The organism is Pseudomonas sp. (assembly GCF_030150285.1).
Classification (GTDB): Bacteria; Pseudomonadota; Gammaproteobacteria; order Pseudomonadales; family Pseudomonadaceae; genus Aquipseudomonas.
This window is the reverse complement of record NZ_JASLGE010000027.1, coordinates 152,910-168,140: the sequence shown is the minus strand read 5'-3', so window position 1 is coordinate 168,140 and position 15,231 is coordinate 152,910. Positions and strand designations below refer to the sequence as shown.

16 protein-coding genes and 1 pseudogene are annotated in these 15,231 nt (G+C 56.2%); 12 read left to right on the top strand and 5 right to left on the bottom strand.

The genetic code is table 11. From position 1 onward, the window contains the following. Both Q1W15_RS05680 and glyA read right to left on the bottom strand, forming a co-directional pair. On the bottom strand, positions 1-1,251 hold the full coding sequence (locus Q1W15_RS05680; protein WP_300724907.1) for a sarcosine oxidase subunit beta family protein: 1,251 nt from the start codon (positions 1,249-1,251) through the stop codon (positions 1-3). Positions 1,252-1,273: 22 nt separating this feature from the next. Beyond that, the gene (glyA, locus tag Q1W15_RS05675; RefSeq protein ID WP_300724905.1) at positions 1,274-2,527 is read right to left on the bottom strand and encodes a serine hydroxymethyltransferase; all 1,254 of its coding nucleotides are present in this window, start codon (positions 2,525-2,527) and stop codon (positions 1,274-1,276) included. Positions 2,528-2,962: 435 nt separating this feature from the next. Between glyA and Q1W15_RS05670 the strand changes: the two genes are divergently transcribed. The 6 genes and pseudogenes from Q1W15_RS05670 to Q1W15_RS05640 all read left to right on the top strand — a co-directional run bounded on the left by Q1W15_RS05670 (position 2,963) and on the right by Q1W15_RS05640 (position 7,099). Beyond that, entirely contained in the window at positions 2,963-4,375 is a 1,413-nt protein-coding gene (locus tag Q1W15_RS05670; RefSeq protein WP_300724903.1) for a PAAR domain-containing protein, read from the top strand. Further along, the gene (locus Q1W15_RS05665; protein WP_300724901.1) at positions 4,372-4,647 is read left to right on the top strand and encodes a hypothetical protein; all 276 of its coding nucleotides are present in this window, start codon (positions 4,372-4,374) and stop codon (positions 4,645-4,647) included. The genes Q1W15_RS05670 and Q1W15_RS05665 overlap by 4 nt, the downstream gene beginning before the upstream one ends. A 301-nt stretch (positions 4,648-4,948) precedes the next feature. Next, positions 4,949-5,338 carry a hypothetical protein gene (locus Q1W15_RS05655; protein WP_300724899.1) on the top strand — a complete coding sequence of 130 codons (390 nt, stop codon included), beginning with the start codon at positions 4,949-4,951 and terminating at the stop codon, positions 5,336-5,338. 22 nt (positions 5,339-5,360) lie between these two features. Beyond that, positions 5,361-5,504 (top strand): annotated as a pseudogene (locus Q1W15_RS05650) (PAAR domain-containing protein); the annotation flags it as partial. A gap of 20 nt (positions 5,505-5,524) precedes the next feature. Further along, positions 5,525-5,914, top strand: a complete 390-nt coding sequence (locus tag Q1W15_RS05645; RefSeq protein WP_300724897.1) for a hypothetical protein — start codon at positions 5,525-5,527, stop codon at positions 5,912-5,914. Positions 5,915-6,058: 144 nt separating this feature from the next. Continuing rightward, a complete protein-coding gene (locus tag Q1W15_RS05640) occupies positions 6,059-7,099 on the top strand; it encodes a low specificity L-threonine aldolase (RefSeq protein WP_300724895.1) in 1,041 nt (346 codons plus the stop codon). Positions 7,100-7,188: 89 nt separating this feature from the next. On the opposite strand, the gene Q1W15_RS05635 is transcribed toward Q1W15_RS05640, so the two are convergent. From Q1W15_RS05635 to gbcB, 3 genes are all read right to left on the bottom strand, one after another. Beyond that, a complete protein-coding gene (locus tag Q1W15_RS05635) occupies positions 7,189-7,491 on the bottom strand; it encodes a cell division protein ZapA (protein ID WP_300724893.1) in 303 nt (100 codons plus the stop codon). Further along, positions 7,488-7,712 carry a hypothetical protein gene (locus Q1W15_RS05630; protein ID WP_300724891.1) on the bottom strand — a complete coding sequence of 75 codons (225 nt, stop codon included), beginning with the start codon at positions 7,710-7,712 and terminating at the stop codon, positions 7,488-7,490. Before Q1W15_RS05630 ends, Q1W15_RS05635 begins: the two co-directional genes overlap by 4 nt. Before the next feature lie 280 nt (positions 7,713-7,992). Then, the gene (gbcB, locus tag Q1W15_RS05625) at positions 7,993-9,093 is read right to left on the bottom strand and encodes a glycine-betaine demethylase subunit GbcB (RefSeq protein ID WP_300724890.1); all 1,101 of its coding nucleotides are present in this window, start codon (positions 9,091-9,093) and stop codon (positions 7,993-7,995) included. Positions 9,094-9,373: 280 nt separating this feature from the next. Between gbcB and gbcA the strand changes: the two genes are divergently transcribed. The 6 genes from gbcA (at position 9,374) to gspG (ending at position 15,210) form a co-directional block, all read left to right on the top strand. Then, positions 9,374-10,666: a glycine-betaine demethylase subunit GbcA gene (gene gbcA, locus Q1W15_RS05620; protein ID WP_300724889.1), complete on the top strand. Its 1,293-nt coding sequence runs from the start codon at positions 9,374-9,376 to the stop codon at positions 10,664-10,666. A 1,020-nt stretch (positions 10,667-11,686) separates the two neighbouring features. Continuing rightward, positions 11,687-12,178, top strand: coding sequence for a prepilin-type N-terminal cleavage/methylation domain-containing protein (locus Q1W15_RS05615; protein WP_300724886.1), 492 nt, complete (start codon positions 11,687-11,689; stop codon positions 12,176-12,178). Then, entirely contained in the window at positions 12,153-12,545 is a 393-nt protein-coding gene (locus tag Q1W15_RS05610; RefSeq protein WP_300724884.1) for a type II secretion system protein, read from the top strand. The genes Q1W15_RS05615 and Q1W15_RS05610 overlap by 26 nt, the downstream gene beginning before the upstream one ends. A 43-nt stretch (positions 12,546-12,588) precedes the next feature. Beyond that, a complete protein-coding gene (locus tag Q1W15_RS05605) occupies positions 12,589-13,020 on the top strand; it encodes a type II secretion system protein (RefSeq protein ID WP_300724882.1) in 432 nt (143 codons plus the stop codon). Positions 13,021-13,132: 112 nt separating this feature from the next. Then, a complete protein-coding gene (locus Q1W15_RS05600) occupies positions 13,133-14,671 on the top strand; it encodes a lytic polysaccharide monooxygenase (RefSeq protein ID WP_300724880.1) in 1,539 nt (512 codons plus the stop codon). 107 nt (positions 14,672-14,778) lie between these two features. Continuing rightward, entirely contained in the window at positions 14,779-15,210 is a 432-nt protein-coding gene (gene gspG, locus Q1W15_RS05595; protein ID WP_300724878.1) for a type II secretion system major pseudopilin GspG, read from the top strand. The last annotated feature ends 21 nt before the right edge of the window (positions 15,211-15,231 follow it).

Sequence of the window (15,231 nt, the reverse complement as noted above, 5' to 3'; positions counted from 1 at the left end):
TTAGTGAGCGACAGCGGCAGCGCCGTGTTCGTCGATCAGGGCACCGTTATAGAACCGGTCAATGGAAAACGGTGCCGCCAGCGGGTGCATTTCGCCTTTGGCCAAGCTGGCCGCAAACACGTTGCCCGAGCCCGGCGTGGCCTTGAACCCGCCCGTGCCCCAGCCGCAGTTGAAGAACAGATTGGGCACCGGCGTTTTGGAAATGATCGGGCAAGCGTCGGGCGTGGTGTCGACGATGCCGCCCCATTGGCGGTTCATGCGCACACGCGACAGCACCGGGAACATTTCCACAATGGCCTGAATGGTGTGTTCGATCACCGGGTACGAGCCGCGTTGGCCATAGCCGACCCAGCCGTCGATCCCGGCACCGATCACCAGGTCGCCCTTGTCGGACTGGCTGATATAACCGTGCACGGCGTTGGACATGATCACGCTGTCGATGATCGGTTTGATCGGCTCCGACACCAGTGCTTGCAGCGGGTGCGATTCGACGGGCAAACGGAACCCCGCCTGACGCGCCATGTGCCCGGAGTTACCGGCGGTGACCACACCGACGCGCTTGGCACCGATAAAGCCCTTGCTGGTTTCAACGCCGATGCACACGCCGTTTTCCTTACGGAAACCCAGCACTTCGGTCTGCTGGATCAAGTCCACGCCCAAGGCATCGGCGGCGCGGGCAAAGCCCCACGCCACGGCATCGTGACGGGCCACGCCGCCGCGCCGTTGAACGGTGGCACCAATGATCGGGTAACGGGTGTTCGCGGAGCAGTCCAGGTACGGGATCTCCTCGGCCACTTGTTTGCCATTGAGCAGTTCGCCGTCCACGCCATTGAGGCGGTTGGCGCTGACCCGACGCTCCGAATCACGCATGTCCTGCAAGGTGTGGCACAGGTTGTAGACGCCGCGCTGCGAGAACATGACGTTGTAGTTGAGGTCTTGGGACAGGCCCTCCCACAGTTTCATGGCGTGTTCATACAGGTGCGCCGACTCATCCCACAGGTAGTTCGAGCGCACGATGGTGGTGTTACGCGCCGTGTTGCCGCCGCCCAGCCAGCCCTTTTCGATCACCGCCACATTGGTGATGCCGTGTTCCTTGGCCAGGTAGTACGCCGTCGCCAGGCCATGCCCGCCGCCGCCGACGATCACCACGTCGTAGACTTTTTTCGGGGTGGGCGTGCGCCACATCTTCTGCCAGTTTTCGTGGTGGCTGAGGGAGTGCTTGAAGAGGCCGAAGCCTGAGTACCGTTGCATAGGATCTACTCCAAAAACGCGCTCAGCGATAAACCGGGAAGTCTTTGCACAGCGAGGTCACTTGCTTGGCCACATCCGCTTCGATATCGGGGTCGCCGAGGTGGTCGAGGATGTCGCAGATCCAGCCTGCCAATTGGGTGCATTGCGCCACTTTGAACCCGCGCGTGGTCACCGCCGGGGTGCCGATACGCAGGCCCGAGGTCACGAACGGCGATTGCGGGTCGTTGGGCACCGCGTTTTTATTCACCGTGATGTGGGCACGGCCCAGTGCCGCGTCGGCGTCTTTGCCGGTGAGGCCCTGACGAATCAGGCTGACCAGGAACAGGTGGTTATCGGTGCCGCCAGAAATCACGTCATACCCGCGCTCGATAAACACCCCGGCCATGGCTTGGGCGTTATCGATCACTTGTTGCTGATAAGCCTTGAAGCCCGGCTCCAGCGCTTCCTTGAAGCACACCGCCTTGCCTGCAATCACATGCATCAACGGGCCGCCCTGAGCACCCGGGAAAACAGCCGAGTTGAGCTTTTTCTCGATGTCATCGTTGGCCTTGGCCAGGATCAGGCCGCCACGGGGGCCGCGCAGGGTTTTGTGGGTGGTGGTGGTGACCACGTCGGCATAGGGCAGCGGGTTGGGGTACAAACCGGCGGCGACCAGGCCGGCCACGTGGGCCATGTCCACGAACAGCAGGGCACCGACCTTGTCAGCGATCTGCCGGAAGCGCGGGAAATCGAGGGTCTTGGAGTAGGCGGAGAAACCGGCCACGATCATTTTCGGCTGGCACTCGACCGCCAAACGCTCCACTTCGTCGTAGTCGATCAAGCCGGTGTCGGTGTTGATACCGTACTGCACCGCGTTATACAGCTTGCCCGAAGACGACACTTTCGCGCCGTGGGTCAGGTGGCCGCCGTGGGCCAGGCTCATGCCGAGAATCGTGTCACCCGGGTTCAGCAGGGCCAGGTAGACCGCACTGTTGGCCGAAGAACCGGAGTGCGGCTGCACGTTGGCGTAATCGGCACCGAACAGTTGCTTGGCGCGGTCAATCGCCAGTTGCTCAACTTTATCGACATGTTCACAGCCGCCGTAGTACCGCTTGCCGGGGTAACCTTCCGCATACTTGTTGGTCAGGCCGCTGCCCTGAGCTTCCATCACACGCTGGCTGGTGTAGTTCTCGGAGGCGATCAGCTCGATATGATCCTCCTGACGCTGGTCTTCGGCGTTCATGGCGGCCAACAAGGCGTCGTCGTAACCCTTGAGCTGATCCTGTTTGCTGAACATTGCGGTTCTCCCAGCGCTGGCGCGCCTTTTGTTCTTGATGGGGCGATTGCCCTTTGAGCCAGATGGTAGAGCCGGCGATGGCACCTCAGATGCCTATGGACGCCACGCAAAGGTGCGTTTACGACATCACGCAAAAGCAATTCCCTATCGCCGCTGCCGTGGGCTGCACTCCAATCACACGGTGATAGCCCACAGCTGATTCATCAAATCTTTAGGAAATTTCCTATTTACTGCAGATATCCGCCGTTCCAAGGTAGTGCCTGCGGATTACACCCTTTCGCGTATTGCCATCGGCAGACGCACTTGGCTAATCGCTATTTACCGAGTGGCCGCCGACGGCAGCCAGCCCCATTACGGCGGGGGAAGTCGAAACTGACGGCCAATTTACCGTCGCAAACAGCCTGGCTTCGACCCAATGAGGGGGAGTAAAAATCAATGCCTGAGGGTTATTTCATTGGCTTGGGTGACAAAACCACCTGCGGCGGCAAAGTGTTGGAGGGTGATCCAAGAATCAACATCTTTGGCCTTCTGCATGCTTGCGCAGGGGATCTGGTGTCTTGTGGCAAGGACGGAAAAACTTATCGGATCGTCGGCGGCATTTCGCACATGGAAAGCCATGGCAGGCTTATGGCCGGCACGCTGGACAGCTTCAGCGGTTGCCCCTGCAAGGCCCAATTGATCCCCTCGGTGTTTACCGCCACCTATCAGAACGAAAAGTCGGCACCGCCAGCGGCCTCAAGAACGGCTCAAACGGCCACCTCAACGGTAACCACCCCCTCGGTAGCGCCGCGTCAATCGAGTTTCGCGCCTTCGAGCCATCCAGCTCCAGCGGCATTCAACCGCCTGGAGGGCCAGGAACCTGGCTTTTATGTGGTCCCCAAGAGCATGACCCGTGAAGCGCTGGAGGCCACACTTTTCCCCCTGCGTGATTCGGCCGTCATGAGCAAGTTTCGAGCGCTCAACCCTCATCTGGCGGAGGTTAAAGCCGGTACGATGATCGTACTGAGCGACCCGAATAACACGCAATGCACCCGTGAAGAAGCACAACTGATGGCGGCCGCTCAACACGTCAAGAAGTCCCTTGATCCCCTCACGCCGCAGGAGGCTGATTTTGTACAGCGCCACGCGGGTGAAATCGCCAGTTTTACCGGCCATACCTCAACCTGGCTTGGCGTCAGCTCAGTGGTGATGGAAACGCACTTGAGTGGATTACGCGACACCCTTCAAGCCATGGAGCGCCTGCATCAGGAGAGCTATCGCCAACACGGCCACCTTAAATCGCCGCAGTTCTTCGACGGTCGCAAGCGCCTGCTCGGGCAGCTGGATGCGCACCTGTTGAACTCCACCCGCCTGCGTGGCCTCACAACCTTGGGCGATCACCCCAAGTTGAAAGCAGCCCTCGGCATTTCCAGCCGTAGCTTGGTGCACCACTGGGGCAAGGCCGGAGCGCCGGGCCAGATCCCGGGTTATGCCACCCATGTGGAGGCAACCAGTCGTGCTACCAAGTACATGAAGGCAGGTGGGTATATCGGCATTGGTATTGGCGGCGTGTCCTCATTGCTGGCTATTGAGCAGGTGTGTAACGGCGACTCCGGGGCGGCTTGTGAGAAGGTCAAATTTACAGAGGGAGGCAAGTTCGCCGGGTCCACTGTTGGTGGTATCGCAAGCGGATTGTTAGCCAGTAATGCCGGCGGTTTTATCTGCGTGGCGCTCGGGGTCTCTACAGGTATCGGCGGTGTTGTCTGTGTCGCAGCCTTGGTAGGTACCGGCGCATGGGCGGGTACGACTATCGGAGGTATGGGGGGTGAAATAGGTGGAAATATTTTGTACGAGAGAACTTTGCCATGACAACAGAAGAGTTCTGGAAGTCTTGGCTGGCTTTTGGGATTGTCACCACCCCAATTCTGATTGGATTTGTGGGGATTGTATTCAGCCTGTACCTGAGCCACCGTTACATGGAAGCTATAAAAGAGGCCTTGAAGAACAGCCGTTATATTTATATTTGGGGCCCGTTCTTAGGGAAACGGGGGATGATTTGGTCCCTCTTGGAGATAGCAAAAATCACAGGCATGTTGACGTGGCCATGGGCATCATTGCGCATCGGCGATGCTAGACCCTAACGATCTTAAAAATTTCCCTCCTCGTCTAAAACGACTTCTGGTCATCAATATAACGATGTTGTACATCTCCTTCACTTGGATGGCAGTTGTAGCATTGGCTCTGGAGTTTAGATAACTTGACAGACAACTCCTTCGCATTGAAAACAGCCCTCGGCATTTCCAGCCGTAGCTTGGCGCACCACTGGCGCAAGGCTGATGCACCGGGCCAGCCCTCGGGTTATGCCACCCATGTGGAAGCAACCCGTCGTGCTACCAATTATATGAAGATGAGTGGTTATATCGTTTACGAAACTACACAGCCATGACCAGTATCGACACTTGGTCTCCCTGGATTGCGATCATCTTTACGGGCACCCCAATTCTGATTGGATTTGTGGGGATTGTATTCAGTCTGTACCTAAGCCACCGTTACATGGACGCTATAAAAGAGGCCTTGAAGAACAGCCGTTATATTTATATTTGGGGCCCGTACTTAGGGAAACGGGGGGTGATTTGGTCCCTCTTGGAGATAGCAAAAATCACAGGCATGGTGACGTGGCCATGGGCATCACTGCGCATCGGCGAGCTAGACCCTAACGATCTTAAAAATTTCCCTCCTCGTCTAAAACGACTTCTGGTCATCAATATAACGATGTTGTACATCTCCTTCACTTGGATGGCAGTTGTAGCAGTGGTTCTGGAGTTTAGATAACTTGACAGACATCTCCTGCGCATTGAAAACAGCCCTCGGCATTTCCAGCCGTAGCTTGGCGCACCACTGGCGCAAGGCTGATGCACCGGGCCAGCCCTCGGGTTATGCCACCCATGTGGAAGCAACCCGTCGTGCTACCAAGTATATGAAGATGAGTGGTTATATCGTTTACGAAATTACACAGCCATGACCGGTATCGACACTTGGTCTCCCTGGATTGCGATCATCTATACGGGGGCCCCAATTCTGCTTGCATATGTGGGGATTGCATTCAGTCTGTACCTGAGCCACCGTTACATGGACGCTATAAAAGAGGCCTTGAAGAACAGCCGTTATATTTATATTTGGGGCACGTACCTAGGGAAACGAGGGGTGTTTTGGTCCCTCTTGGAGATATCAAAAATCGCTAGCATGGTGCTGATGCCATGGGCATCACTGCGCATCGGCGAGCTAGACCCTACCGATCTTAAAAATTTCCCTCCTCGGCTAAAACGCCTTCTGTTCATCAATATAATGATGTTTTTCATCTCCTTCACTTGGATAGTAGTTGAAGGCGTTTTTCTGGAGTTTAGATAACTTGACAGACGACTACTCGCAGTTGAAAACAGCCTTCAGCATGTCCAATCGAAGCCGGGTTAATCATGGGTACAAACCGATACCTGTGCACCCGCCAATTTCTTGGATAAAGTGCACCTCACCCTTCGATCACGGAACCGGGAAATGACTGATAAGAGCCAACAATTCGCCAGCGACAACTACTCCGGTATCTGCCCCGAAGTCTGGTCTGCCATGGAAAAAGCCAACCACGGCCATCAACGCTCTTACGGCGATGACGAGTGGACGCTGCGTGCGTCAAACGACTTCCGCCATCTGTTCGAAACCGACTGCGAGGTGTACTTCGCCTTCAACGGCACCGCCGCCAACTCCCTGGCCCTGTCATCGCTGTGCCAAAGCTTCCACAGCGTGATCTGCTCCGAAACGGCCCACGTCGAGACCGACGAATGCGGTGCGCCGGAATTTTTCTCCAACGGCTCCAAGCTGCTGCTGGCTCGCACTGAAAACGGCAAGATCACCCCTGAGTCCATCCGGGAAATCGCCCTCAAGCGTAAAGACATTCACTACCCCAAACCCCGCGTGGTCACCATCACCCAGGCCACCGAAGTGGGCACCGTGTACACGCCTGAAGAAATCCGTGCCATCAGCGCCACCTGCAAAGAACTCGGCTTGCTGCTGCACATGGACGGCGCGCGGTTTTCCAATGCCTGCGCCTTCCTGGGCTGCTCGCCGGCCGAACTGAGCTGGAAAGCCGGGGTGGATGTGCTGTGCTTTGGCGGAACCAAAAATGGCATGGCGGTCGGCGAAGCAATTCTGTTCTTCGACCACGACCTGGCCGTGGACTTTGACTACCGCTGCAAACAGGCCGGGCAACTGGCGTCGAAGATGCGCTTTTTGTCAGCCCCGTGGGTAGGCCTGCTGGAAAACGACGCGTGGCTCAAACACTCGCGCCATGCCAACCATTGTGCTCAATTGCTGAGCCAGTTGGTCAGCGATATTCCGGGCGTTGAGCTGATGTTCCCGGTGGAAGCCAACGGCGTATTCCTGCAACTCTCGGAGCCCGCCGTAGAGGCACTGACGGCCCGGGGCTGGCGGTTCTACACCTTTATCGGCAAGGGCGGGGCACGGTTCATGTGCTCGTGGGACACCGAAGAAGACCGCGTGCGCGAATTGGCCGCGGACATACGGGAAGTGATGGCGGCGTAAAACCCAATCAGCCGTAGGAGCGAGCTTGCTCGCGATCTTTTGAACGTTTAAAAGATCGCGAGCACGCTCGCTCCGCGTGGTGTGATTGCTCAGCTTTGCCCGAGGGTTCGCTCAATCACATCGACCGTGGCGCTGACTTGCTCTTGATAACGGTCGAGTTCCTGTTTGTGGGCCAGTTGCAGTTCAACCTGCTGCGAACACAGATTCAACGCGGCCAGCACCAACAACTTGTCACCGATCAAGCTCGGGTACTTTCTTTTCGTTTCGGCCAGGGCTGCCTTCAGCATGACCGTAGCGGCCATCAGGGTTTGTTGCTCCCCTTCCGGTGCCTTGATCGTGTAGTCGTTGCCCAGAATCGAGACGACGTTTACACCGTCTCTGCCCATACTCATGCGCCGACAGGGCTCGCGCGTTCAACCAGCGCCTGAATACGCGCAGCGGTTGCACCTTGCTTCTCTTCCTGTTCCATCAGGGACAGTTGCAGGCTTTCGTTTTCGTCTTTGGCCTGGGCCAGCTCAGCGCTCAGTTGACCGTTGGTGTCCAGCAGTTCTTGCTTTTGCTGAACCAGGTCGCTGACCAGTTGTTCCAGCTTGCTAAGGGATGACTCAATCATGGGGGTGGTCTCAAGCAGTTTCAGAGGGCGCGTACGATAAAGAAAAGTCGGCCGCTAAGCTAGCGGCGACCTGACTTTAGGAACCCTAAAGACTGCGGTTTGCAACCTTTGTTCCCTCAACCCTGCTCACCGTGCAGGAGCGCGTTTTTAAAAGATCAAAAGATCACGAGCAAGCTCGTTCCTACAGGCGCTTCGAAGTGTTGGAACAATTTTGTAGGAGCGAGCTTGCTCGCGATCTTTTAAAGATCAAAAATCACCAGCAAGCTCGTTCCTACGGTGTTTAGAATTCTATTCTCACATCGCCCTTCGGCACGCTGCAGCACGACAGGATGTAGCCCTCGGCAACATCGTCGTCGGTGATGCCGCCGTTGTGTTCCATCTCGACTTCGCCCCCCAGTTTCAGCACTTTGCAGGTCCCGCAAATGCCCATGCCGCAGGCTTTGGGGATCATCAATCCCAATTTCGCGGCCGCCGCATGCACGGTTTCGCTCGGCCCCACGCGAATGCTCTTGCCCGAAGAGATGAACTCCACCTGGTTGAGGTCCGCCAGTTCGAGTTCCGGCGCATCCGCCGCCTGTTCGGCCTGTTCCACCGCATCGGCGCGCGCTTCGGGCGGCGTCGCACCAAACGACTCTTCGTGATAACGGCTCATATCAAAGCCATTGCTTTCCAGCAGGCGCTTGACCGCATTCATATACGGGGTGGGCCCGCAGCAGAACACTTCGCGCTCCATAAAGTCAGGGGCCATCAATTCGAGCATCTTGTGGTTCAAGTACCCGCGATACCCCGCCCACGGCTCGCCCAACCCGTGCTTCTCGCAAATCAGGTGCAAGTTGAAGTTATCAATGCGCGAAGCCATGTGCTCCAGCTCGCGGTGATAAATGATGTCTTTGGGGGAGCGCGCGCTGTGGATAAACACCATGTCGACATTCGCGTTGGTGTCGTAAAACCAGCGCGCCATCGACATCACCGGGGTAATGCCCACCCCGCCGCTGAGGTACAACACTTTGGGGCTCGGCGCGTCGATGGCATTGAACAAGCCCACCGGCCCGTGCACGGCCAACTCCTGGCCTTCGTGCAAGGTGTCGTGCAACCAATTGGACACCCGCCCACCCGGTACCCGTTTAATGGTGACCGAAAAGCTGTACGGCACCGACGGTGAACTGGAAATGGTGTACGAACGCATCACTGGGTCGCCGTCGATTTCCAGCTCCAGGGTCACAAATTGGCCCGGCTTGAAAAAGAACAGAATGGGCTGGTCTGCCATAAAGCAGAAAGTACGCACGTCCCAGGTTTCCTGAATCACTTTGACGCATCGCACGGTATGTCGGCCATTGGCCCAGGTCTGGGTGGTTACCGGATTCAGAAAGGTATTGGACATGCGCTTCTCCACGGCCGACTGCCGGCCTCATGGTGGCGATTCTGCGCATGCGCCGAGGCGGCCATTTATCTATTCGCGACATTCACATACTTATCGCGACCAGCCGCTTAAAACACGGGCTAGGGAGTCGGGAACAGATTGGGCCATGTCGCCCGCAGATATGGCATGTCTGCACTTCGAACGCACACTCCACACCACTCAACACACTGTTGAATGGCCTTGCGCAATACCCTTGTTAGCCACTTTTAGGCCACACACGATGGCCATGAGGACACCGATAATGGACATCACTTCTACTCTGAGCCTGGGCGATCCACTGGAACCCGCACGCAAGGCCACCGCTGAAATGCTGCAAAACCGCGAACGCACGTTTTCGCTGCCCCAGCCGTTTTATAACGACGAGCGCCTGTTTGAAATCGACATGCAAGAGATCTTCCAGAAGGAATGGTTGATCGCGGGCATGACCTGCGAAATTCCCACCAAAGGCAACTTCATCACCCTGCAAATCGGCAAAAACCCGATCATCGTGATTCGCGGTGCAGAAGGTCAGGTGCATGCCTTCCATAACGTGTGCCGCCACCGGGGTTCGCGGCTGTGCACCACGGAAAAGGGCAAGGTCGCCAAGCTGGTCTGCCATTACCACCAGTGGACCTATGAGCTGGACGGGCGCCTGCTGTTTGCTGGCACGGAGATGGGCGCGGACTTTGACATGAAGCAATACGGCCTCAAGCCGGTGAACGTGAAAACGGCCGGGGGCTACATCTTTATCAGCCTGGCCGAGAACCCGCCGGCCATCGACGAGTTCCTGTCCACGCTCAACCACTACATGGAACCCTACGACATGGAAAACACCAAGGTGGCGATTCAAACCACCCTGGTGGAAAAGGCCAACTGGAAACTGGTCCTTGAGAACAACCGTGAGTGCTACCACTGCGGCGGTTCACACCCGGAATTGTTGAAAACCCTGCTGGAATGGGATGACGTCACCGACCCGCGCGCCGACCAGGCGTTCAAGGACCATGTGGCCGCGTCGGCGGCGGCCTGGGACGAAGAAAAAATCCCTTATGCCCACGCCAGCTTCGGCCTGCGCAACCGTATCGTGCGCATGCCCCTGCTCAAGGGCACCGTGTCGATGACCCTGGACGGCAAGCAAGGCTGTGCAAAACTCATGGGGCGCATTAAAAACCCGGACTTGGGCTCTATGCGTATCCTGCACCTGCCGCATTCCTGGAACCACTGCATGGGTGACCACATCATCGTGTTTACCGTGTGGCCCATCGGCCCGCAGGAAACCATCGTCACCACCAAATGGCTGGTGCACAAGGACGCGGTTGAAGGGGTGGACTATGACGTGGAGCGTATGCGCCAAGTGTGGGACGCCACCAACAACCAAGACCGTCGCCTGGCGGAAGAAAACCAGCGCGGCATTAACTCCATCGCGTACCAACCGGGCCCGTACTCCAAAACTTACGAGTTTGGCGTGGTCAATTTCGTGGACTGGTACAGCGAACGGCTGCTGAACAACCTTGGGGCCGCACCTGCGGCGTACCTCAAGGGCATTGTTGCGCAATAACGCCAGAGGCCCCCTCTCTCAATGAGAGAGGGGGTGTGGGTGCTTATGCTGCCCACGTTTGGCTGTGATGCGCCGACATGTAGCGAGCAGCCGTTGGCCTGTGGATGAAACACCCTTGATCATTTTTTGACCACAGCGCTACACCCCCCGTGCTTAAAGCCCCTCAGACCTTCACGAACAACTTGTCCACAGGCACACACACAGTAATTGTGGGGAACTGTGCGATTGCTCCTGCTGACCTCACCTGATCATTATTTGTACAAACCCTTGCAAGCTATATAAACCGTGGCCTGCAGACGATCACGAACACCTTATCCACATAACCACCAACAGCAATTGTGCGAAACGTTTACACGCCTGTGGAAAAACGGCAAAAGCCAAATACCACAAGGCTTTGGCGCTGCTCTTGGCAGGTATTCAGATGAATTGATCGTTTTATGATCGGTTCTCTACACGCCTTTGACGATGGGCTCTACAGGCAATCGCGAACATCTTATCCACACCTTCACTCACAGCCATTGTGGGTAATAAACACCCGAGCCCCCTCAGACGTTTCCAGACAGGGGCCCAACAAGACTGATCGTTTTTTGATCGCATCACTCAAAGCCACGTAGAACGTGCCCTGTAGCGGGTGGTCGACAGCTTATCCACAGCTGCACACACAGCGATTGGGGGTAACTGTTAACAACCCATCCTTCAGGTCTGTTGACGCTGGCGCGTGAGATTGAACACACGCGCCAAGGTTCCGCTGCTGGCTTAAATCATTTTGGAATGACCCTAAACACTTCTAAAACCAAAAAACCGGATGAGCCCCTATTAAACTTATTCAAAAAAGAACATTTATATTCGCGCGAATTTAATCAACGGACTGCGCAACTTCAAATGACTGAGTGCAGTTTCATGCCACTGCCGTGCATTTTAAAATAAACACCGTGGTTATTCACAGACGCCGAAAACGCTCTATATTCTAGTAAAGGGCAACTTGACTGCGACCGTTTACAACACTGAGAGCACCCTGTAATGCGTGAACCGTTCAATCGTTATGCCGCACCTGGCTTTACGCTGATTGAACTGTTATTGGCGCTAGCCTTATTGGCAACTTTGGCAACGGTGGCCTACCCCCTCACTGTATTGATGGGTAAACGCGAAAAGGAAGTGGAACTGCAGCGCTCATTACGCGATATACGCTTTGCCATTGACACTTACAAGCAGGCTTCGGATGACGGAAAGATAGAAAAAAGCCTGACCGGTAGCGGGTATCCACCGTCATTGGAGGCACTGGTCGACGGAGCCGTTGATAAAACTGACCTTAAGGGTAAACGTCTTTTTTTTATGCGCCGTATTCCGCGTGACCCGATGTGCGACTGCGCCGATCAATCGGCCGCGCATACCTGGCAACTTCGCAGTTACAGCAGCACGGCCGACAACCCGTCTGAAGGCGAGGACGTCTTTGATGTGTCATCACGCAGCACGCAAGAAGGTTTAAATGGAACGGCTTACAACCAGTGGTAAAGCCGCGGCGGCGCGGGGGTTTACCTTGATTGAATTGCTGGTCGTCATGGCGATTATTGCCACGCTCATGACGTTGGTGGTGCCGCAGTACTTTCGCCAGCACAGCAAGGCGCAAGAAACCGTCTTGCGCCACAACCTGGTGTCTATTCGCCAGGCACTGGACCACTACCGCGAAGACAAGGGTGCCAACCCTGCCTCGCTCGATGAGTTGGTGTCGGGCCGGTATTTGCGCGACGTGCCCATGGACCCGATTACCGGTAAGCGCGACACCTGGAAGTTTCACAGCGACGAAGACGACGGGATTGGCGATGTCAGCAGTGGTGCAGCCGGCAAGGCGGCCGACGGAACGGATTACAGTGCGTGGTAGGCCGCCTGGGTCCGGCAAGGCGCGCCAGCAAGGCTCGATCTTTATGGGCATGCTGGTCTCAGTGGCGATTGTGGCCATTGTGCTGATGGAAACCGGGCTGGTGTGGTCCAGTGTGATGCGCCGCGAGCGTGAAGCACAACTGTTGGCCCAGGGTAATGAAATACGTCGTGCGATTGGCCTGTATTACGACGTGCAAAATACTTATCCAAAAACATTGGAAGAGCTGTTATTGGATAAACGCCAGCCGGTGACGAAACGGTATTTAAGGCGATTATATAAAGACCCAATGGACCCCACACGGGAATGGGGTGTTATTGAAGGGCCCGGTGAAACCATTATGGGTGTTTTCAGCCAAGCCAAAGGCCAACCGTTAAAACAGGGGAACTTTCGAAAATACAATGAAACGTTTATCGGGCAAAGCAGTTATCAAGGGTGGCTTTTTCTGTACTCGCCCGGGCAGAGTAGCCCTCTCTAAAGTGCAACACATCAAACACAGGTGATTAAGTTCAAGGACTACGTGAGCGGTTAGTATTTCGATCGTATTTCGCGATCTGAAATGTTTTATCCAACTTGAAACGGACTAAACAATGAAGACATTACAGGTTAACGCGCGGCCGCTTATCGGGTGTGCCTTGGCAGCCATGTTTTTGGCACCCACGTTTGCATGGTCCCATGGCGCGGTGGATATACCCATTGCACGGCAAGTGAAGTGCAAAGTGGTGGGGGGATACTGGAGCGCAGAAGATGGCTCGGGCATTGCCGATGCTGGTTGTCGAGCGGCGGCGCTGAAGTTTAATACGCCGGCCGAGCGTGCCTACCAAATGGACCAGTGGAACGAAGTGGCCAAGTTGATCGCGGCACCCGGTTATAACGACCAGGACCAAGTTCAGGCCGCAGTGCCCGATGGTAGCTTGTGCTCCGCAGGTGACCCGAAAAAGGCGGGCCTCGATGTTGCCAGCCAGTCTTGGTACAAAACATCCGTGGTGCCTAAAAACGGCAAAATCGCCATGCGCCTTATTGGTACGGCCCCTCACGTGCCCAGTTTCGTCAAGGTGTACATCACCAAGCCTGGGTACACCAATGCCGAGTCGCTGAAATGGAGCGATCTGACGTTGATTCATGAAGAGGAATTCAACGTCGCGCGAACCGACTGGAGCTCCCCTTCCACCATTCCGGGCGCTTCGGGGTTTTTCCAATTCGACGTTCCGGTACCCAACGGCCAAACAGGCAATGCGGTGCTGTACACCCATTGGCAACGTATAGACCCGGCTGGTGAAGGCTTCTACAACTGCAGCGACATCAACATTGAAGGCCAGACCAACCCGTTCCCATGGTTCGACAAAGGCACCTTTGTGCCTGCTGACATCACACCCAAGGACGGCGACACCGTGCGTTTCCGTGTACTGGGCCATGCCCCTTCGGCCAACGAAGTCGTGGACATTAAAGTTCCAATTACAGCCAGTAACGTCGCACCCTCGGTATGGGGCAAGCAATTGGCGGATCAGCTCGCTTCCAGCGCCAATATCATCAAGGTGGGCGTGCGCTCCGGAGATAGCATTGCGTTCGATGCTGGCAAAATCCACGACAACCTGATTTACCTGGCCAACGAAAAAGACTCCACCGCCATGTCGATCTCCAGCGGTGGCAACCCTGACCCAGGCCAGCCGGTCAAAGCCGTAATCGCAGGCTCTACCTCCGTCAAGGCCGGTGAGAAATTCACCCTCACTTCCACCGGGTCGACGGGCAAGGCACCACTGACCTATCAGTGGTTCAACAACTTCACCACAAGCGGTGGCAAAGGTGAAATCGTCACCACCCCAAGCGTCACCTACACGGCTCCGACCGAAGACAAAGGCTACCCCTATGTCGTGAACCTCGGTGTTGTGGACGCGAACAAAAAGGGTAATGGCACGCAAGTGACCCTTAACGTCGACTTCGGCTCTGGCGGTGGTGATAGCTACCCGGCGTACAAGGCAGGCACGGATTACAAAGCGGGCGATAAGGTCAGCAACAAAGGCGCTAACTTTGAGTGCAAACCTTGGCCGTTCACCGCGTGGTGTAAGGAAGCAGGGTATGAACCCGGCGTGGCCACGCACTGGGATCAAGCCTGGATAAAAGCCAACTAGTCCCATCACGCCCAACCGTGCCGTTGATAGTGCGCTGCCACCGTGCTCGCGCGCTATCAGCGGCCTTGAGGCGCTGCACACAGTCGTTGAACTACCGGGTGTTGCCCATGAACTATCCCTACGCGTTACGCCGCACAAGCGCTGGTTTTACGTTGCTTGAATTGCTGGTAGTGCTGCTGATCATTGCGTTGTTGGCAGGCTATGTCGGGCCAAAAATGTTCGACCGTCTGGAGCTGGCCAAAGTCCAGACCGCCAAGGGCCAGATGAAATCACTCTCCGATGCGCTGGGCCAATACCGCCTGGACAACGGCCACTACCCTTCCGAGGAACAGGGCTTTGCGGCCTTGATCCAACGCCCCGCCAACGAGTCGATGTGGCATGGCCCTTACCTGGCCAAACCTGCGCCACCGGACCCGTGGAATAACCCCTATGTGTACAAACAACCCGGCGCGAGCCACGAAGTGGAGATCATTTCGTTGGGCCGCGACGGCAAGGCCGGTGGCGAAGGTACGGCCGCCGATGTGGTGTACGGCTTCTGAGGCGGTATGCACCCCCAATAA